Genomic DNA, 20,342 nt, shown 5'->3' with positions numbered 1-20,342 from the left:
GGATCACAACCCTCTCCATCGTCCCTGTTCGCAATCACCGAGAGCCGTCGTTCCGGGGCGATGCAAAGCATCGAGCCCGGAATCCATTTCGTCGCTTGCGCCTGTGGCCTGATGGATTCCGGGCTCGCGCTACGCGCGCCCAGGAATGACATCGGAGGTGCTCACGGCTTGAAGACGTAGCCCGGACCGATCGCCACGGCCTCCGGGATTGGCGGCAGGTCGGAGAACAGTTCGGGGTGATCCTTCATCACCTTCAGGATGTATTTCGGCTCGATATGCTTGTTGACGTCGAACGTCGCCTTGATGATGCCGAGCCGCGACAGACGGTCTTCGGCGCCAAAGAGCGCGCGATAATTGTTCGCTGACAGACGGCGGTCCGCCTGCTGGATGTTGAACTGCATCGCGGCTTCGGCGATTTCCTGCTTGAGGCCAGGGATCCAACGGGTTGCGACCTGCGCGGCCAGCTTCGGGTTCTTGCGCATCCACTGGTCGGCCTCGGAGACCGCAGCCAGGAATTTCTCGATGGTGTCGCCGTTGGCCTGCACCCATGGACGCAAGGCGACGTTGAAGCCGAGATAGGAGATGACGTCGCCGCCGCGGATGATCTCGACTGCACCCGGCACATCCTTGCCCGCCACGATCGGCCACGGATCCCAGCCGGAGAAGGCGTCGATGCCCTTGGCGAGCAGCGCGACGGTCATGTCCGGCGGCGGCGTGTTCACCAAGGTGACCTCCTCCGGCTTCAGGCCGGCCTTCTCCAGGATGCCAAGAATATAGAGGTGGTTGATCGTGCCGAAGGACGCCGCGATCTTCTTGCCCTTCAGGCTGGCAAGGTCGCCCTTGACGATCCCTGAGCCTTCGCGTGCGACGATCGCCATGGTCGCATCCGAGCCGGCCTTGGTTGCGTTGCCGCTGTAATTGCCGAGCGCAACGAGATCCATGCCGCGCAGCACCGCACCGATCATGGGCACGCCGACCTGCACGATCTCGCTCTCGCCGGCCTGCAGCGCGTTGAGGGCATCGACGCCTGTGGCGTAGGGCCGCGCGATGGTGACGTCGAGGCCGTATTTCTCGAAGAAGCCGCGCTCGAGCGCGATCGGCAATCCGATCTGGTCGATGCCGGTGACCATGCCGGCCTTCAGCTTGGTCAGCGTCTGCGCGCCCGACGGCGTGCAGAGCAGCGCGAACGCCATCGCGAGCAGCAATAATCGTTTCATTCTCCTACCCTCCCGGTTTTATCGGCCCCACCGCCGTCACCCAGTACGGCCGGGCGACGGCGTTGAGGTCCGTTCGTTTGACGCCACGCAGTTCAATGAAATGCTCATTAGTGCCCGAGACACGTCCATATTGCTGGAATGCGAGCACGTGGAAACGCTCGGGCGTGAATGGCAGCTCGATCTGCACATTGACCTTCTCGGACGTGCCGGCGAGCTCCGCCGAAATCTTGCCGGGCGCGGCCAGGGTCAGCCAAAGCTGAAAGCCGGCCCAGGCGGCGATGACGCCGAGCACGATGCGGCCCTTGGTCGAGCGGAAGGCTTGCGCGACGAGGCTCATGCGGCGCGCACCATCTGCAGCACGCGCGCGGAGAGCTGTTTGAACTTGTCGTCCTTGACCAGATCATCCCACACCCGCGGCCGCGGCAAATCGATCTCGATCTGGTCGAGGACGCGCCCCTTCGAAAGCACGACGACGCGGTTGGCAAGGAACACCGCCTCCGGCACGTCATGGGTGATGAACAGCACGGTCGGCTTGCGCTCCTGCCAGATCCGCGTCAGCTCCTCCTGCAAGGTCATGCGCGTCTGCGCGTCGACGCTGGCGAAGGGCTCGTCCATCAGCAGCACATCCGGATTGTTGGCGAGCGCGCGCACCACGCCGACGCGCTGCTGCATGCCGCCGGACAATTCATTGGGGTGGCGATGCGCCGCATGCGAGAGGCCGGCGAGCGCGAGATATTCGCGCGCGATGCGGTCGCGCTCGGCCTTCGGCACGCCGCGCATCTTCGGGCCGAAGCCGACATTGTCGAGCACGGTCTTCCAGGGAAACAGCGCAAACGACTGGAACACGACGCCGCGCTCCGGGCCCGGTCCCTTGACCGGCTTGCCGTCGAGCAGGATCTCGCCGCCGGTATAGGGAATGAAGCCGGCGATCATGTTGAGGATGGTGGTCTTGCCGCAACCGGACGGGCCGACGACGGAGACGAACTCGCCCTGCTCGACGTCGATCGAGACGTCGTGGACGGCGTTGACATGCGAGCCGGCATAGGGATCGAAATAGGTCTTTGCGAGGTTCTTGAGCGAAAGCGTCTTCATGATGTCACCAATCCCCAGCGCTGGCCGGTCGCGCGCTCGAGCGGCGCGAGGATCCAGGCGTCCACGATGTACCAGAGCAGTCCGAGAATGATCATGCCAAGCAGGATCTCGACGGTGGAGCCGGAACGGCGCGCATCGAACATCATGAAGCCGATACCGCTGGTGCCGACGATCATCTCGACCGCGATCAGCGCGCGCCAGCCATAGCCGAGGCCGTTGCGTAGGCCCGTAATGATGTTGGGCAGCGCGCCGGGCAGCGTCACCTCCCAGAGCACGCGCGCCGGCGAGGCGCCGAGACTGCGTGCGGCGCGCGCGAGATCGCGCGGCACCGATTCGACGCCGAGCACGGTGTTGAGCACGACCGGGAACAGCACGGTGTAGACAATGACGAAGGTCATCGTCGTGAGCCCGAAACCGAACCAGATCAGGAGGATCGGCAACCAGGCGATGTCGCCGATCGCTTGGAAGAACAACAGGATCGGCCAGCAGATGCGATGCGCCCAGCGGCTGGTGCCGATCAATACGCCCAAGGGAATCCCGAGCGCCATGCCGACGGCGGCGCCGGTGAACAGGCGGATCACGCTGTCGCCGAGATAATCCGGCAGGATGCCTTTGTAGGTCAGCGTGACGAAGGAGTTCACGACATCGACCGGGCCGGGGAAGAACACACGCGGAAAGATGCCGGCTGCGGCAACCGCGCTCCAGAGCGCCACCACCGGAATGAAGGGGATGATGGCCGCGAGCGCGGGCCAGCGCCGCGTCATCCGTGCGTAGCCGCTCCAGAATTGCAAGAGAACATTCATGCGCGCCTCACCATGCCCCAGCGCTCGATGGTCGCCCGCTCCAGCGGGACCAGCAGCAGACGGTCGATCAAGAGCCACAGCACGCCGATCACGATCATGCCGAACACGATGACCTCGGTGCGGTAGAAATCGCGGGCGACGAACAGCATGTAGCCGAGCCCGACATTGGTCGCGATCATCTCGGCCGCGATCAGGCCGCGCCAGGCAAAGCCGAGCCCGGTGCGAACGCCGGTGACGATGTTCGGCAGCGCGCCCGGCAGCAGCACTTCCGTCAGCAAGGCCCAGCGGCCGGCGCCGAGCGAGCTTGCGGCGTTACGCAGCGTGTGCGGGATGGTCTTGACACCGAGCAGCGTGTTGTAGGCGACGACGAAGAACACGGCGTTGAAGATCACGAAGACGATGGCGCCGAAGCCATAGCCGAACCAGAGCGTGGCGATCGGAATCCAGGCGATGCCGGCGAGCACGGAGAAGAAGCGGAACAGCGGCGTCAGGAACGCGGCAACCGTCGGGCTCACGCCCATCGCGATCCCGAGCGGTACGGCGGTGACGACGCCGATCAGCGTGCCGAGGCCGACGCGCAGCAGGCTCGCGCCGATATGGGCAAGCAGCGTGCCGTCGCGGATCGAATCCATCGCGGCCGTGCCGACCGCGCCAACAGAGGGGAAGACCCGCGGATTGATATCGAACAGCGGAACGACGATGGCCCAGATCGCAACCAGCGCAAGCAGCGGGGCAACGAACATCGCAGCCCCCGCGAGCGAATTGACGCTGCGCGCAAGCCACGGCGATCGCCGCTTCAGACTGCGCGTCACCTCCATGCCGCCTCCCCTGATATGATGCAGCCTTTGCCGGCCTTTATTGTCGTTTATCGCGTCCGTGCCGCCTTAGACACGCGACGCCATGCCTCATGTTGCGCAAATTGTGATGTCGCGCAATCGCCTATCCTGCGTAGATCACCCAGGCGGGAGCCGGACGCCCGGTAAACAACCAAAGGATGTGCGCAGCATCGGATCTCGGCGATCCCTGCACTGCCTCAGCGCGCTACCCTCACACAAGCGAGCAAAGGCTATTCGTCGGTGAATTCATCTTCTTCGTTGACCTTGGCCTTGCGGCTGAACCAGGAGGACTTCTTGCCGCCGAGCGAGCCCGTGACATTGGGGTCGCGCGAGGCATAGGGGTTGCGCGAATTGGCGCGCGCGGCGATCTGCTCGCCGGAGACGGCGGCGGGCTCGCAGATGACGCGGCGGCTGGCGCGGCGCATCAGGTCAACGTGAATGTGATCGTAGTGGAAGCGGTTGGAGCCCGGCGCCAGCACGGTGTTGAACTGCTGGCAGGCCCCGCCCTGGACGTCGCGCAGGAATCCCTGCTCTTCCGGCAGGCCGCGCCAGCCATCCTTCACCGAGATGCGGCGGCCGTCGGCGAGCGTGAAGCCGGCGATGTCGAGCGCATTGCCGAAGGCGTGCTCGGAAATATGCGCACTCGGATTGCCGTTCATGCCGCGGCAGGAATAGGCGGAAATCTGCTTGATCTCGACCACGCGCGCACCGAACCAGCGCGTCGCCGCGGGCTGCACGGAATCGGCAAGCCAGCGGTCGAGCGCGGAGACGATCGGACAGGCGAGCGTCGCGGTCGGTTTCAGCGTGACCGGGCCGACCGCGGTGACGGGATTGCCGCGCTCCGGGCCGAGCCGCGGCAACGGCCCGGCGGCGCCTTGCGACGGCGAATAAGGCCCGGGGGAATAAGGTGCGGAAGCGCGATCGCGCGGCGGATAGCCTTGCGGTGTGCCATAGGCCGGACCGCCCGGCGGCTCCGGGGAGCCCTCCGCCGGCAAATCGATGTCGTCCTGCTGCGGCGCGACGCCGGGAGCGCTCAGCGAGATCGGCCCGTTCGACGGCGCGCCGTAGCTCGGCTGGCTTGGCGTCGAGTTTGAATAATAAGGCGCCTGCTGCGGCCGCGGGGCCGGTTGCGGCGCGATCGGCCAGCGCGGCTGGCTCCGGCTCGAGCCAATATCGGCCGGCGGACGCAGATCGTCGGCAAAGCCAAAGCTCTGGCTGCCCTCACCGAGCGCAGCGACCTTAAGCGGGAATTGCGCACCGCACGCGCCGGGACCCGAGATCGGGTCGATGCGCACGAGGTCCGGCCCTTCCTTCACCGCTCCGGATTTCAGGCAAGCGACTTCGGCCTCGGCCCGCCAGGGTTCGCGCTCGGCCTGGAAGAAACCGCGACCGCAACCTACCAGCGAAACAAGGACGACGGAGCCGACGAGATACAAACGAACTCCACGCGTCATGCGCGGCAGATTCGGCGAATTTATTTAAGGACTCTTCAACGCGTTGTTTTTACACATCTTTAACCATACGGCCGCCGGCCCGGGACGCCTCAGGCAGGACGGACAGCATCGCTGGCTTTTTCGGCCGGGAACGGTTTGGTAAATTTCTGCGTTCTATGCGGGCAGGCGCAAACGCTGGGAGCGTTCTCGATGGCTATGAGTCTTCTCGTCAGCCGGCTGAGTGTCGTCGCCGCCTATGTTGCGCTCGCCTTTGTCGGCGCGATCGTGCTTGGCCTGCTATAGGCTTTCCCTGGAAACCTGGATTGGACTTGCGCCCGGCGGCTCTCCCGCCGGGCGCCAGCTTGATTGCTACCAGCTATAACGCACGACGCCCTTGCCGGCGTAGGAGCGCGTAACGTCGGAGAACTCGCCCTCGAAGGTCGCGGCTGCCGACCAGCCGTTCATCCAGTTCAATTCGGCAGACGCGGTGGTGAGCGCGGCATCATGCGCTAGCGCCGCGCCGCCTACGACAAAGGACGCGCCGGGCAGCGTCTGGAAGGTCGCTGCGACATTGCGATCGGTGTTGAAATCATGCGCCCAGGCAACGCGGCCGCGCAAGGTGAGCACCGCATCCGGTATCGCGAAGGACTTGTCGGTTCGCACGCCCAATTCGCTGCGCGGCGCGGTGACGGTCTTGGCGCCGTAGGCCAAGGCGAACGCACCGACGCCGGCCACGACCTGTTCCGTATAGGCCGGCAGATCGAACGTCGTGAACTGTGCGGCGGCATAGGGCGTGACCGCTCCGATCCACGGCGTCAGCAGCCGATAGCCGCCCTCGATGCGGCCCGAATAGGCATTGGCGTTGAACTCAGCGTGCAATCGATGGAGGCCGGCGCCGATCACGGTGCGATCGGTCGTGATGTCCTGCCAGCCATAGGCGAGCGCGCCCAGGACATAGGCCGCACCGACATCGTGGCGCGCGAAGACGCCAGCCTGAAACAGGTCGGAGCGACCGCTGCCGAGCGAATTGGCGACCGAGAAATTGGTGCCACCGCCGGCGAGCGTGAAGCCTACAAGCGTGTTCGGCGCGATCCGGTAGTCGGCGCCGACAGCCGCGCCGTAGATGCGGCTGGACGTGTTGTTCGATCCAAGCGCGGCGTTGCCGTCGGTCGTCTGCGAGCCGCCGAAGCCGGACGCCCAGACACTCCAGCGTTGCAGGGCCTGCACCGGCGGCGGCGCCTTCCGATACACGGCGGTATAGGCATCGCGTTCGGCGTGCGATCGCGGCTTCCGCGCCGACGCATAGGCGTTGGCGCTCTCGGAATCATCATCGGCGAACTGCGCGGCGCCGGGCGATGGAGATACCTTGTCGCCACGTCCGGCGATGGTGGGATCTGTCATGATCCCCATGAACATGTTCATCGCGTTGAAGGTGGTCTGCTGCGAGCCGGTCGACGTCTCGCCTGAGGCCTGCGTCAACCCAGCCGGCGTCAGGCCGCCGAAAGCGACGGGGATGCTGCCGCCGGCGTTGAAGAAGCCGGTCAGCACGTTCGCCAGCCTGGCCTGATTGATGTTGAGGCCGGAGTTGGGCGCAAAGTTGAGCGCAAGGTCCAGATAGACGTTGTTGGCGTCATAGTTCAGGCCGCCGCTGACCGAAGGCAGGTTCGTCGCGACTGATGAAGCAAAGGTGCCGCTGACGCCGCCGCTCGCGTTCAGGATGGTGTAGTGCTTCTGCAGGGACGCACCGAGCAAGGACACGTTCACAGCCGCGCCGCCCGGCGTTGCGGTGCCGGTGACGTTGGTTCGACTGGCGCCTGTGCCGTCGACCTGCACCAGATAGGTCGAGGCCGCCGTGAAGCTGAGATTGCCCTGCACCGTGAGCGTGCCTGACGTCGTGGTCCCGGGCGCGAGGACACCGCCGCTGACCGCGGTGTTGCCGACACTGCCGATGCCGCCGAGCGTACCGCCATTATTGACCGTCACGTCGCTGGCCAGCGCGCCGTTCACGAGCAAGGTGGCGCCGGCGAACACGCCGGTGCCGTTCTGATAGGTCTGTGCGTCGGTGATGGTCCACCTGCCGCCCTGCACGTTCAACGCCTGGAAGTTGATGACGTTCGACAGCGTGCCCGAGCCCGGGCCGAACAGGTTGATGGTGTTGGTGCCGACGCCGCCGTCGATCCGGCCGACGATGCTGGAACCGCCATACAGATTGAGCGTGTCGTTGCCGCCTTCCATGCTGATGGCACGGCCGGAATTGCCGATGATCACGCCGTAGTTGGAGAGAACGTCATCGCCCTCGCCGGTCTGGATCGCCGCGCCGTCGCCGCGAATGAAGCGGGTCGAGCCGGTGCCGGTATAGGTCACGCCATTGAGCGTGCCGACCGAACCGGGATCGGGATTGCCGTTCTGCAGCAGCGTCGTTCCGTTCGGGTCCGGGATCGTGCCATTGCCGATGATGGTGCCGTAGTTGACGATGGTGTCCTTGTCGGCGGCGGTACCGGTCTTGTTCTCGGAACGGATTGCATAGCTGTTGTTGCCGACAATTATGCCGCCGGCATAGTTGATCAGATCAAGTGCGGCCGATCCGCTGCGCGAACCACCGGGATTGGAATCATTGTTGACGACGATACCCGCAGCGGCCCCCGAAATGGTGCCATAGTTGCGGATCGTGCCGCCGCCGATCGCAAGGCCTTCGCTGTTGTTGAAGCGGAGGCCATCATCCGCGCCTTTCGCGCCCGTGCCCTGGATGGTGCCGTAGTTCGTCAACGTGAGCGCGAAGTCGACATCGATGCCGTCGCCGTCGCCGCGCGCCGACGTGGTATCGATCGCGCCCGTGATGGTACCGTAGTTGGTGACGACAGCATTGCCGCCGGACCCGACGCCCGAGCCGTCGCGGCCGATGATGGTGGCTCCGGCCTCGTTGTAGACTGTGATGTTACTGCCGACGTCGCCAGCGGTGCCACTCTTGGCGCCCGAGATCAGGCCGCCCGCGTAGTTGTAGACGGTGCCGCTATGCCCGAGCTGCAGGTCGATGCCGTCGGCGCCGGGACGGTCCGTCGGCTCTGGCGCCGAATTGGCGACGATCTGGCCGTAATTATAGACCGTGAAGTTCTGGCCCGGCCGCATCGCGTCGGCATTATCGGAAGTGATAAGGCCGCTGGCACGGTTGGTGATGGTGACCGTCGCAGCGCTCGAGGTCAGGTTGTCGAAGTCGAGCGCCTGGCCGGTCGCCGACTTGATGGTGCCGGCGTTGTCGATCGAGAACGATGCCCTCGTGCTCGAATTGGTGCTGCCGGAGCCGTTGATCTGGATGGCATCGTCAACCGACTGGATGATCGCACCGGCATTGTTGACGATCGCGAGCGAGGCGACGTTGTCGAGGTTGGTATTCGCGCGAATCGCGCGGGCGGAGCCGTCGATCAATCCGGAATTGGTGATGGTGGTGGTGCCCGCACCGATCCGCATCACGTCATTGCCGAGCGCCTTGAGCGTGCCGCCGGCTTCGTTCGTGATCGAGAACACCGCCGTATTCGAGGTGACCGAGTTGAAGTCGAACACACGACCGTTGTTCGTCGACTGGATGGTCCCGAAATTGTCGACCTTGACCGTTCCGCTGGTGAGACCGCTCTGGATCCGGAACGCATCGTTGGACGATGTGAACAGCGCATCCTTGTTGTTGATCAGCGTGAAGTTGCCACTGATCGCGCTGTTGGAGGTATCGATGCCGCGCGACGTCGCGGAAATCGTGCCGTCGTTGGTGATGACCACGCCGGGCGAAGCAAGCCCGGTGGTCCATGTGATCGCCGTCCCGATGACCGAGAGCGTGCTTCCATCCGCGACAAAACCGGTATCGGTATTCGAGACCGTCTTCGCGGTCGCCGGATCGTCCGGTGGCACACTGAAGCTTGCAGCTAAGGCAGAACCAAACGCGATAGACGACGCAGCAACAACCAATGCGAGCTTGCTCGCATGGCTCAACAATTCAACTTTCACCACCAGTCCCCTGAAACCTGCAGTGCGCGGCAATCTGGAGTCCGCATGTAACAGTTTGATAACAACGCATTTGCGTGTAAGACATGCGTGGGCACTTGTGATATAATTACAACGAGCGAAGATCTGACTTGTCTTCAAAGCCTGAACGACCCGGCGTCGCCGACCAGACGTTGCAGCGCGCCGCGTTGGCGCTGCAGATGCAGCGGCCCGACGAGGCCGAGAGATTGGCGGCAGCGGTGTTCAAGGCGAACCGCGGCAACGTGGCGGCCGCGGCGCTGCTTGGCCGCGCGCTGATGCTACAGAACCGCTTCGATGAGGCGATCACTCCGCTGCAGAAGGCCTCGCGTCGCGGCGACGACCCCGCAGCCGAGACCCTGCTTGCGGCGGCGTTTGCGGCCACCGGCCGGCGCGACGACGCGCTTGCTCTCCTGCGCAAAGCGATCACGCGACGGCCTGCCTTCCCGCCGGCTTTCCTTGAATATGCCGGCCAGCTCGCATCGGGCGGAAAGATCGACGAGGCGATCGCCGCGCTCCAACAGGGTCTTGCGCTCGCGCCTGGAATCGTCGAGCTGCAACTTCGTTTGGCAACCCTTTACATCGGCCGCAACAAGCGTGCCGAGGCGCGCGCGTTGCTGCAGCAGTCGGCAGCTGCCGCGCCTGCGCGCCCCGACGTGCTGGCCGAACTCGCCCGCGTGATGGTGCTGGACGGCGACTACGCCGCGGCCGTCGATGTCTTCCGCCGCGCGTTCGCGCTGCGCCCGGATGATACGCTAACGCGCGCCAACCTCGGCATCTGCCTGATGGAGATGAATGAACGCGCCGCCGGCGAGGCAAGCCTGCGCGAAGCCGCACGCGGCAGGCCGGACATGACCGGTCGGGCGATCATGTCGCTCGCCGCCGCCTCGCACGGCCGCTTCTTCCTGCGCCCCAGCGCCGCGGCGAAATTCTTGACCGGCTAGCGCCTGTACGGACAAATCCGGTTCTGCGCGTCAGAAACTCACCAATCGCACCATCGCTTGCTTGCGGCGTATGACCGATGAAACGATTGGTCCGAGCAAATGAAATACTTCAGCAACAGCATTTGTGCAAAAAGCAATAAAATCGGGAGCTCGGCGACAACTGCGGATATGCCGAGACGCTTTACGATGTGACGGCAGCGTTGGGGCGATATCTCGTCCAGATAGCCGCAATCAGCGATGAGGCAGGTTTTCTGTGAGCAGCTTACGAAACATCATCGACGTTCATTCGCATCCCATTCTGCCCATTGGCAAAAAATTACCCGTCGGCTCGCCAGAAAAGATGCCTCAGTGGTCGGTCGAACGCGCGCTATCTTTTATGCAGGAACACGGCATAGCCGCTTGCATTCTCTCAGTCCCGGATGCGGCCAACTACGCAACGGGCAAAGATGGGCGTGATATCTCGAGACGAATAAACGAAACCTTGGCAGACATTGTCTCGCGACATCCAAGCAGATTCGGAGCGCTCGCCACCATACCCGGCTTGGATGCTGAAGCAGCGTTGGCCGAGATTGAGTATGCGCTAGATGCACTGGAAATGGACGGTGTCGCGACGTCAACGAGCATCAATGACGTGTATCTCGGCGACCGGCTATTTGATCCTTGGTTCGCAGAGTTGGATCGGCGGGGCGCAACCCTGTTTGCGCACCCCACGTTCACGAAGGCGTCACAGCCGGTGCTGAATGGCTTGAACCCTAGCGTGCTTGAATTTGTGTTTGATACCACGCGCATGGTCACGAACTTGGTCGTTACCGGCACCAAGAAACGCTTCTCAGACGTCAAAATCATTGCGACACACGGCGGCGGCACAATTCCATTTCTCGCATCAAGGATTCAGGTACTTGAACACACGTTTGGAGTAGGACCCGGACTGCTTGAACTTTCCCCACAGGATGTGAACGACGGTCTTGCCTCATTCTACTATGACTTAACGGGCGCTACGTCCGAGGCTCAATTATCAGCGATTCTAAAGCTCGTTCCGGTCTCTCAATTGTTAATTGGCCTTGATTTTCCTCTGATGCCGCGGTCCAGCTTTGCGCCGGCGCTCGATGACATAGCCGGATATCCACAGTTCGACGCAGATGATTTGCAGAGTCTTTGTTTCGGCAATGCCGGACGATTGTATCCAGCCTTAAGGGCGCGGGTGGAGCGACAACGTTAGCGCGAAGCGAGCCTGCGAAGCATGCGCGGCAGGCCGGAGATGACAGACCGCGCGATCATGTCGCTCGCCGCCCCCTCGCGCGGCCGCTTGTTCCTGCGCCCCAGCGCCGCGGCGAAGTTTTTGACCGGCTAATCCGGGAAGCCTGCTGAGCCGAACCAGACCTGTTGCGTGCTCAGTGCAGCGGCGCGATCACACGAACGGGGCGCTCAAACCCAGCCCAGTTCCTTCAGCGCCAAGCCTGAATGCCATATCTTCGTCATATGGCTGATCTTGTCGCCAGTAAATTGCATCACGTAGACGTAGTCCGAATTCGTCTTTTTGCCGGTCGGCTCACATGGACCACCGGGACCGGTATGGGTGCCCGAAAAGACGGCATAGGCTGCGACGTTGTTCCGTTCGGTGTCGGTGGCGAAGGATTTCACCTGATAGCTGCCGTCCGGCAAGGTGGTCATTACCCCCTTCATCCAGTCAGTATATTCCGCAAGAGTCTTGATACCGGCAAGCGGTTCGGCCTGAGCGGCGAAAGTCGCATCTGGAGCACAGTAGATCTTGCAGATCTCCCAACCCTTTCCAGTTTCGCAAGCGGCAAAGAAATCCTTGGCAATTGCCGTGATGGACACCATGACTGCTTCCCCTGTGTGCTTGGATGGATGTCTCTTGTTTGGCACTTCGGCCGTTGCTGGCCGCGAACGAATCGAAGTCGATCAGCGTTTCGCGACTTTGTCGTACGTTGCAATGATGCGCTTTAAATCGTCATATTCGTTGCATTGTATCAGGCAGATTCGTTCCAGAGCCGCGAGATGCTCCTTGGCTTTGGCAGCATCGCCTTGGGTCAGGTAGGCTTCACCCAAATGTTCATGTGCGCTGCGGTGCCGGGGATTTAACGCCAGAGCCTGCTGATAATGCCGGATTGCCGGATCGAACTGCCGCAGGCGCCGATAGGCGTAACCAAGGTAGTTCTGAATGTCGGCATTGCGGTCATCACGGAGCGCAGCGGATGTAAGCGCCTTGATTGCTTCATCCCATTCGCCCGCGACGATCGCTCGTTTCCCCGCCGCGAAATCCGGATCGAGCACCGCCCAATCCGCGGTCTCCACCATCGATCCCATCGTCGAGCAGATCGGCCAGGCGTCGACTGCAATCGCCGCGTCGGAACGGACCGCGTCTCCGCGGACGGCCGCGACCTGATCGTGGCGACCGGATGCGGTCAGGATGTACGCCGCCGCCACTGCGGTCATCACGCCCATCACGGCGGCGATTAGGATTGATCGCATCATGGTCATCATGCCGGTTAGCCGGTTGCCGCACATCTGTGCGCGGCAACCGTCCCATTCACTGCTGCATCAACGATGCCTTGGCCTCGCTGATCTCCAGCCGATCCGTGTCCGCGTCTTTCGTCATCTCGGCAAGCTTGCGGTAATACCGCGCGGCTTTCTCCGGCTGATTTATGGCCTTCGCCGCGGTGGCTGCACCGTACAAGCCGCGCAGCCGATTGGGCGCCGACACCAGCGACGTCTCGTACTCCGTCAGCGCTGCTCCCGGTTGCTGCTGTTGAAGCAGCAGGTCGCCCAACAATTCCCGCATCGGATACAGTCGGTTCTCCATCGCGATGTGCTTTTCGCTGTCATCCTCCAGGTCCGCCGCCGTTCGCATCAGCTTCAGCGACATCTCCTTCTCGCCCTTGGCCTGCGCAAGCCAAGCCGATGCCGCCAACATCTGGATTTCGACTTGGCCCGCCCAATAGGACTGACTTGCGTTGTCCAGCGCAGCGTGAAGCTCCTTAAGTTTGGCGACATCGCGCTCGGCGGCGGCAAGTTCGCCGCTGCGGGCCGATCCCATGGCGCGGGCAAAATAGGTGATGGCCTCGGCCTGTGGAAATTGGCTGCCTCTCGGCTCGAGCGCTGCCGCTTCCGTCCATGCCTGACGTTCCAACGCAAAACGCGCCGGCACCGCCGCAAGAGCGGTATAGCTGGCGAGATAGTCAAACCCGAGCTTCTTTATCGCATTACTCTCGTCGCGTAGCTGCTTCGCTGGTCCCTCCTGTCCCATCTGCAGCAGGGCGTACTCCATGAAATCCAGATGGTGCGGCTGACCTGGATGTGCCGCCCCAGGCCAGAGCTTGGCGGCTTGCGCTTCGGCGAGCGCGAGCGATTTCGTGTTCGATGCGACCGATTGTGTCCACATCCCGAGCATGGAATAGGTGTGCGAAGGCATGTGCTGGGCGTGCTGAGACGCGGGGGCGACCTCGGCATATCTGTTGGCGGCATCAAGACCGCGCTGCGCAAGCGTCGGATAATCGTAGGTGTGGATCAGGTAGTGCAGCACGCCCGGATGCTCCGGCAGCTTCGCCTCGACCTTTTCGAGGATCGTGCCGGCCTTGAGCTGATTGGCAAAGGTCTTGTCGCTGTGCAGGGCCGTCTCGTTGAGGGCGAGCGCATAAAAAACGGCCGCCTCCGGATCATCCGGATATTTCTGCATCAGCGCTTCCATCGCCTTTTCGTAGGCAAGCCCGCGCTTGGTTTGATCGACTTTGTCAAAGTCCTTGTAGTAAACCTCGATCGCGTTGAGCCAGTCGCGCTCGCGCTCGGTCTTGGCACCGATCGCCTTGCCCTTCTCCACCGCCTCCCATCCATTCTTCAAAGCGGCGGCGGTGAGCGGCAGGATCAATGGGTTGGGACGGCTGCTTATGGCGATGCCCCAGTACGCAATGGCACATTGCGTATCGGCGGTCGCCGCTTCGGTGAAAACCTGGATGCTGTCCGGATAAAAGAATGAATGCACCATCGCCAGGCCGCGATCGAATTTCTCTTGCGCCTGCGGCGTACACGAGGTCTCGAAGTGCACGCGGCCAAGTCCTTGCGCCCAGGCCGCGGTGGCGAAGGTGCTTGCCAACAGCGCTGTGACGAACGTTCCCAAATTCGGTCTCATGGCGCTCTCTCCTTTGGGTCGAAATGGCAGTTTCAGCGCAATCACCGCCGCGCGGTCGTGCGCAGTGCAAATGCTCAGTGAGAGACCGGCATAAAAGGATTGTCGGTTTTAGGAGCGTGCGATGCCTGCCGACAGCATCTTTCGCTGCCCATTCGGCTCTAACGGAGACGTCGGCAAATCCCGTCTCGAAAGGCAGCTCTAGGAAAGGAGGGTACACGATCTCGCGCCCAGCCAAAAGAGGTTGCATGTCGTGCCGGGCGCGGCCTATTCGGCCGAACTGATAGCCGAAACGTCCATTGGGGCTCAAAAGGCGAAGCGGGCGGGCGCGTCTAACGAGCACAGTCTCTGATGTCGTGCATTCAGAAAATCGCAGCGTTCACTTTCGGAGTAAGCTTGATGATCCTGGCTGCCGGTCTGAGCGAGCTGGGCCTGTAGCACGACCGTCGCCTGCGAGTGGCTCACGATCGGGCGACGAAGATGAGCTTCAAGACATCCATCGAGTTCAACCGAAGGAGTTAGCATGTCCCCGCTCACCTCGCAGATCCTCTCACGGCGCGGCTTCTGCGTATGCTGTGCCGTCGCCGCCGGCTTCGCCACCAGTCGTGGTTGGTTGAGGCCCGCCGAAGCCTTCGCGGAGGCGCGCAACATCGTCGATACGATCCGTGACGCAGCCGCGACGATGCCCATCGAGGTCCACAAGCTGCGCGGCAATGTGACGGTCATCGAAGGCTCCGGCGGCAATATCGCCGTTCTCACCGGCGAGGACGGCAAGCTGTTCGTCGATGCCGGCATTACCGCGACGCGACCGCGCATCCTGGAGGCTGTCAACAGCCTAAGCCGCGATCCGATCAAGCACCTGATCAACACCCACTGGCACTTCGACCACACCGACGGCAATCAGTGGCTCAACGAGGAAGGGGCCGCCATCCTGGCTCACGAGAACACACACAAACATCTGCTGTCCACTCAGAGGGTGGAGGATTGGGACTACACGTTTCCTTCTCCGCCCTTGGCCGCGGTGCCGACCGAGGTGTTCTCTTCGGAAAAGCGCATCAGCATCAACCGCTCCACGCTCAATCTGAAGCACTATGGCCCGGCGCATACGGACAGCGACATCTCGGTCAGCTTCGCCGAGGCTGACATCCTGCATTGTGGGGACACCTATTGGAACGGCATCTATCCGTTCATCGACTATTCGACCGGCGGCAATATCGACGGGATGATCAAGGCGGCCGAGCAGAACATAGCCGCCGCCGGAAGCAACACCATCGTCATCGCCGGCCACAACCTGCCCAACCGTGCCAGCGCCGTGAGCAACAAGGACGAGCTGATCGCCTATCGTGACATGCTCGTCGCCATCAGAGAGAAGGTCGCAACGCTCAAGCATTCGGGCCGCGCGCTCGATGAGACTATCGCAGCCAAGCCAACCGAGCAGTTCGACGCGAAATGGGGCCAGTTCCTGATCACGCCGGCCCTGTTCACCCGGCTGGTCTACGAGGGCGTCTGATACCCCTCAGCGCAGGAGCGTTGCTAGCACGCTCGGCTCGCTTTGAGGTGCAACGAGCTCAAGCTCGGCGCCTCCTCGATGCGGATGGTTTGGACCTAAAGGCGATTTCGGGCGCACAAACTGTGACGTGCAGCGCTCGGTTGTTATCTTAGAATAGTTCTTATTTCTTTTCGCACTCCTCGCCAAAGCAACTTCGAACGATTCAAAATTTCGGAGGTGGAATTGCACCGTTCGCCTCGTGTTTAAGTGTTGGTCGCCGCGCGCCATGAAGCGCGCGGCCAACAAGATTATTGGGGCGTAGAGAAACATGATGAGAGTATCGCAGGCGAGGCTTCGGCTATTCGCCTCGGCTAGCTATGTCGCGTTCTGTCTGTCCATCGGCGCAGCGGACGCACAGGCACAGACAGCACCGAGCCAAGGGGGAGCATCCTCTCTGCCTGCAGTTACAGTCGACCCGCCAGAGGCGCGGCGACGTCCTGCGTCGCCGGCCGCGCGCAGTTCCACGAGCGCAGGACGGACGCGGCGGACCCAAGCCGCACGCCGGAACGAAACCGCGCCGGCCGCGAGCCCGCCGCCGGCGCCCAGTTTCGGCCCCAGCCAGGACGCTCGCACCGGCACGGTCGGCGTCTATGCCAACAGCACGTCGGTCGCCACGAAGACGAACACGCCTTTGATCGACATCCCGCAGTCCGTCAGCGTCGTGACCAAGGAGTTCATCCAGGACCAAGGATTTCAGACCCTGACCGATGTGACGCGCTACGTTCCCGGCGTGGCCATCCACCAGGGCGAGGGCAACCGCGACGAGCTTGTCATTCGCGGTGTGGACTCCAGCGCGAACTTTTATGTCAATGGCTTCCGCGACGATGTGCAGTATTTCCGCGACCTCTACAACGCCCAGAGCGTCGAGGTGCTGAAAGGGCCGAGCGCACTGACCTTCGGACGCGGCGCCGGCGGCGGTCTCGTGAACCGGACGCTGAAGGAGGCGGATGGCACGAGAATTTACCAGGCGGCGGCGCAGACCGGCTCCTACAACGACAGGCGCGTGTCACTCGACGCGGGACAGGCCGTGAACGAGAACGTCGCCGTACGGCTGAACACTTTCTACGAGAACAGCGATACGTTCCGCGACTATGGCCACTTCGAGCGATACGGTTTCAATCCGACCGTGACGCTGAAGCCGACCGACGACACCAAGATCAAGCTCAGCTACGAATACTACCACGATGAGCGCCTTGCGGATCGCGGTAACCCGTCGCTGGGTATTCCAGGCGGCGCCACGCGCTTCAACCCGACGGTACCGTTCGCGCCCAATGGCGATTTGACGACGTTCTACGGCAGCCCAATCTACAACCAGGCAAGGGTCGACGTGCAGACCGGCATTGCCGTGATCGAGCATGATTTCGGCAACGGACTGACGGCAAAGAACTCCACGCTCTACGCCGACTACAACCGTGGCTATCGCAACGTCTATCCCGGTGGCACCGGCGGCGGTCCAGGCGGCGGCGCGGTGACGCCGGATCTTACGCAGGTGTCGCTCAACGCGTACCAGAACGACACCCCCCGCGAGAACGTCTTCAACCAAACCGACTTCATCTACAAGACGGCGACGGGGCCGGTCTTTCATACGATCGCGTTCGGCACCGAATTCGGTCGAGAGACCGGCCTGTCCAGGCGCGACTCCGGCATCTTCCCGAACAACGGGAACAGGGCTTTCGATGTCGTCAATCCATTCAACCCGACCTATTTCGGACCGGTGCTGTTCACCCACCTTCCGAGCGACGCCAACAGCAAGTACCGGCTGAATATCGCCTCAGGCTATGTGCAGGACCAGATCGAGGCGACCCGCTGGCTGCAATTCTTCCTCGGCGCCCGCTACGACAGCTTTGACCTGTCAGCGTTCGATTTCAACACCAACATCAACCGCAGCAGGGTCGATGAGAAGGTCTCTCCGCGCGTTGCAGTTATCGTGAAGCCGATCGACAACCTTTCCGTCTACACCGCGTACAGCACCTCCTTTTTGCCCGCGTCCGGAGACCAGTTCAGCGCGCTGAGCCCGGGGACGCTAATCTTGCAGCCGCAGAAATTCGAGAACACCGAGGTCGGGGTCAAATGGAACATCCAGCCCAAGCTGCTGTTCACGGCGGCCCTGTATGAACTCAATCGTACGAATGTGCCGATTGCCGATCCGAACAACCCCGGGTTCTTCTTCGCCAACGGCGCCAACCAGATCCGCGGATTCGAGACTGCGGTCACGGGTTACATAACGCCCGATTGGCAAACAGTTTTCGGCTACGCCTATACCGACGCGCGCGTCACCAGCGCGACCTCGCCAACGATCGTGCCCGGCAATCGCGTACAGCTCGTGCCCTTCAATCAGTTCGCCTGGTGGAACAAGTATCAGATCGATCAGCGATGGGCCGCTTCTCTCGGCATCATTTACTTCTCGGATTCATTTGCCTCGTCCGACGATACCGTGCGGCTGCCGGGCTTCTGGCGTTTTGATGCGGGCCTGTTTGCAAAGATCGACGAGACGTGGAGCGCCCAGCTCAATGTCGAGAACATCTTCAACACGGGCTACTGGGCGACCGCCGACGGCAACAACAACATCTCGCCGGGCCAGGGTCGCACGTTCCGCGTGCTGGCGCGGGCGAGGTTTTAGGTTCGCTGCCGGTCGCATCGTGTTCACAGCCGCAATCCCGGCCGGCCGCGCCGCATAGCGGTCGGCAGGGGTGCGCATGACTCCTGTGCAACGCACACACGTTTGTACCAGCGAATCGGCGGGGCGTTGTGATAACATCGGCCCACAATCACGGGGAGTATCCAGATGCCCGAAGCAGAGATTGGCTGGATTGCAGCAATCATAATTGGTGGCTTGGCCGGTTGGTTCGCCGAGATGTTCATGAAGTCCGGCACCGGCATTCTGATGAACATCATCCTTGGTATCGTCGGCGCCGCGTTGGCAAACTGGCTGCTCGGCCTGTTTGGCATCGCGCTCGGCGGATGGATCGGCTATTTGATCGCCGGATTCATCGGCGCCTGCATCATCATCTTCCTGTGGCGGGCGATCAGGGGCCGCACCGTTTAGACGTGAGAGCGTGATGACTTTCTTCGAATCGTCATCCCGCTCTAGCTCTTTATTTGAGCATGATCTCCGCGCAAACGCTTCGCGTTTGTCGCGCGGGAAAACCGGTCTCCACTTTTCCGGATCATGCTCTAGGGCATCGGTTCTGGTTGAATCAGAGCCGAGCTCTGGATTCGTCTTTTGACGCGTTTCCTTCACGCGAACGGCCATCTACTTCGCTCGAAGCGCTCTAGCTCTGCATCTGAACAACTAAAAATCGTTCTGCGCAGCACTTAAGGGGAGGATTTCGTGGAGCAGATTCTTATCAATCTGGTCGCGGGTGCGATCGGCGGAAACGCGGTGGGAAAGGCGTCCCCGAACTTCGATTTGGGCACGCTGGGCAACACGATCGCCGGCCTCGTCGGCGGCGGTGTTCTGGGTCAGATCATCACGCTCGTATGGCCGGCGATCGCCACATCGATCCAGAGCGGGAATTTCGACATTGGGTCAGTCATTGCCCAGCTAGTCGGTGGCGGCGCAGGTGGTGCGATCCTCACGGCCGTCGTCGGAGCCATCAAAAACCGATCCGCCTGAAAGCTGAGGCCAACGGCGAGCGCGCGCTATTCTTCTGGCGCCAGACGGACGATCTGGCGCCCGCCATTCATCGCCTTGAGATTGTTGACGTACTCCTCAGGACGCTGCCAGCGGTGAGGAACTTTCAATCCCATGAAACTGGCGATTTCACCGATAAACCCGGTGCAATTGAATGTTTCAGCGTTCCAGACCGGTGAATTGGCCTGCAATTTCTTGATGTATGCGAACACGCGTTGTGCGTCCGCCTCATTCAGGTAAACCCGGTAATTCGCGGTCAGATAGTCCGGATCAAGATCGCCATAGCTTGCCCCGGTCTCTGCTGGCACCAAGGTCAAATGACCGAGGACATAGGCAAAGGTCTCTCCCGCAGGGGTCAGGCCCGCAACCTCGACCGCCCGCTCGCTCGTCTTTCCATACCAGACGAAAGCGTGCCCCCAGCTCGCCGCCGTTCGGGCTCTGAAATCAACGTAGTATGGACCCTTTTCGGATCTCGACGCCGACTTACGTGCCGACCGCGGCGCCGGTTGCGATTCTGTGACCGCGTCATTGGAAACAAGCGCATTCGCGTTGGCGGTGCGCTTGTAGGCCTCCTCCTGAGCAGAAGCCGATTGGATCGTGGTTGGGAGCAAAACAGCGAGAGCTAATCCCGCAAGTAAGCATCGTCCTGATCTCGTCAGGCTGTTTACCACGCTTTGCCCCC

17 protein-coding genes are annotated in these 20,342 nt (G+C 62.2%); 6 read left to right on the top strand and 11 right to left on the bottom strand.

What is annotated here, in order from left to right; translation table 11 throughout:
* Window positions 1-161: 161 nt before the first annotated feature.
* From AC5ZG5_RS14615 to AC5ZG5_RS14585, 7 genes are all read right to left on the bottom strand, one after another.
* Complete coding sequence (locus AC5ZG5_RS14615) at window positions 162-1,217, bottom strand: ABC transporter substrate-binding protein (protein ID WP_456642433.1); 1,056 nt, start codon at window positions 1,215-1,217, stop codon at window positions 162-164.
* 4 nt (window positions 1,218-1,221) lie between these two features.
* Window positions 1,222-1,554, bottom strand: coding sequence for a hypothetical protein (locus AC5ZG5_RS14610; RefSeq protein WP_456642432.1), 333 nt, complete (start codon window positions 1,552-1,554; stop codon window positions 1,222-1,224).
* Entirely contained in the window at window positions 1,551-2,309 is a 759-nt protein-coding gene (locus tag AC5ZG5_RS14605; RefSeq protein ID WP_456642431.1) for an ABC transporter ATP-binding protein, read from the bottom strand. The genes AC5ZG5_RS14610 and AC5ZG5_RS14605 overlap by 4 nt, the downstream gene beginning before the upstream one ends.
* The gene (locus tag AC5ZG5_RS14600; RefSeq protein ID WP_456642430.1) at window positions 2,306-3,112 is read right to left on the bottom strand and encodes an ABC transporter permease; all 807 of its coding nucleotides are present in this window, start codon (window positions 3,110-3,112) and stop codon (window positions 2,306-2,308) included. The genes AC5ZG5_RS14605 and AC5ZG5_RS14600 overlap by 4 nt, the downstream gene beginning before the upstream one ends.
* Window positions 3,109-3,930: an ABC transporter permease gene (locus AC5ZG5_RS14595; RefSeq protein WP_456642429.1), complete on the bottom strand. Its 822-nt coding sequence runs from the start codon at window positions 3,928-3,930 to the stop codon at window positions 3,109-3,111. The genes AC5ZG5_RS14600 and AC5ZG5_RS14595 overlap by 4 nt, the downstream gene beginning before the upstream one ends.
* Before the next feature lie 248 nt (window positions 3,931-4,178).
* A complete protein-coding gene (locus AC5ZG5_RS14590) occupies window positions 4,179-5,402 on the bottom strand; it encodes an extensin-like domain-containing protein (RefSeq protein WP_456642428.1) in 1,224 nt (407 codons plus the stop codon).
* Window positions 5,403-5,750: 348 nt separating this feature from the next.
* On the bottom strand, window positions 5,751-9,374 hold the full coding sequence (locus tag AC5ZG5_RS14585) for an autotransporter outer membrane beta-barrel domain-containing protein (RefSeq protein WP_456642427.1): 3,624 nt from the start codon (window positions 9,372-9,374) through the stop codon (window positions 5,751-5,753).
* Window positions 9,375-9,502: 128 nt separating this feature from the next.
* On the opposite strand from AC5ZG5_RS14585, the gene AC5ZG5_RS14580 reads away from it, so the two are divergent.
* Together AC5ZG5_RS14580 and AC5ZG5_RS14575 are read left to right on the top strand one after the other, a co-directional pair.
* Complete coding sequence (locus AC5ZG5_RS14580) at window positions 9,503-10,333, top strand: tetratricopeptide repeat protein (protein WP_456642426.1); 831 nt, start codon at window positions 9,503-9,505, stop codon at window positions 10,331-10,333.
* Window positions 10,334-10,586: 253 nt separating this feature from the next.
* On the top strand, window positions 10,587-11,552 hold the full coding sequence (locus AC5ZG5_RS14575; RefSeq protein WP_456642425.1) for an amidohydrolase family protein: 966 nt from the start codon (window positions 10,587-10,589) through the stop codon (window positions 11,550-11,552).
* Between the two features lie 206 nt (window positions 11,553-11,758).
* On the opposite strand, the gene AC5ZG5_RS14570 is transcribed toward AC5ZG5_RS14575, so the two are convergent.
* The 3 genes from AC5ZG5_RS14570 to AC5ZG5_RS14560 form a co-directional block, all read right to left on the bottom strand.
* Complete coding sequence (locus AC5ZG5_RS14570) at window positions 11,759-12,175, bottom strand: ester cyclase (RefSeq protein WP_456642424.1); 417 nt, start codon at window positions 12,173-12,175, stop codon at window positions 11,759-11,761.
* Between the two features lie 81 nt (window positions 12,176-12,256).
* Entirely contained in the window at window positions 12,257-12,838 is a 582-nt protein-coding gene (locus AC5ZG5_RS14565; RefSeq protein ID WP_456642423.1) for a tetratricopeptide repeat protein, read from the bottom strand.
* Between the two features lie 46 nt (window positions 12,839-12,884).
* On the bottom strand, window positions 12,885-14,480 hold the full coding sequence (locus tag AC5ZG5_RS14560; protein ID WP_456642422.1) for a hypothetical protein: 1,596 nt from the start codon (window positions 14,478-14,480) through the stop codon (window positions 12,885-12,887).
* Window positions 14,481-15,000: 520 nt separating this feature from the next.
* On the opposite strand from AC5ZG5_RS14560, the gene AC5ZG5_RS14555 reads away from it, so the two are divergent.
* From AC5ZG5_RS14555 to AC5ZG5_RS14540, 4 genes are all read left to right on the top strand, one after another.
* Window positions 15,001-15,987, top strand: a complete 987-nt coding sequence (locus AC5ZG5_RS14555) for an MBL fold metallo-hydrolase (RefSeq protein WP_130226440.1) — start codon at window positions 15,001-15,003, stop codon at window positions 15,985-15,987.
* A 670-nt stretch (window positions 15,988-16,657) separates the two neighbouring features.
* Window positions 16,658-18,646, top strand: a complete 1,989-nt coding sequence (locus tag AC5ZG5_RS14550; RefSeq protein WP_456642421.1) for a TonB-dependent receptor — start codon at window positions 16,658-16,660, stop codon at window positions 18,644-18,646.
* 165 nt (window positions 18,647-18,811) lie between these two features.
* On the top strand, window positions 18,812-19,072 hold the full coding sequence (locus tag AC5ZG5_RS14545; RefSeq protein WP_028168090.1) for a GlsB/YeaQ/YmgE family stress response membrane protein: 261 nt from the start codon (window positions 18,812-18,814) through the stop codon (window positions 19,070-19,072).
* Between the two features lie 285 nt (window positions 19,073-19,357).
* Window positions 19,358-19,642: a hypothetical protein gene (locus AC5ZG5_RS14540; protein ID WP_130226462.1), complete on the top strand. Its 285-nt coding sequence runs from the start codon at window positions 19,358-19,360 to the stop codon at window positions 19,640-19,642.
* Window positions 19,643-19,668: 26 nt separating this feature from the next.
* Here the strand turns inward: AC5ZG5_RS14540 and AC5ZG5_RS14535 are convergent, their stop codons facing one another.
* The gene (locus AC5ZG5_RS14535; protein ID WP_456642420.1) at window positions 19,669-20,331 is read right to left on the bottom strand and encodes a hypothetical protein; all 663 of its coding nucleotides are present in this window, start codon (window positions 20,329-20,331) and stop codon (window positions 19,669-19,671) included.
* Between the last annotated feature and the right edge of the window lie 11 nt (window positions 20,332-20,342).

The sequence above is a fragment of the Bradyrhizobium sp. Ses1 genome (assembly GCF_059512365.1).
The sequence above is the reverse complement of the archived record's forward strand: the minus strand, read 5'-3'. Positions and strand labels throughout refer to the sequence as shown.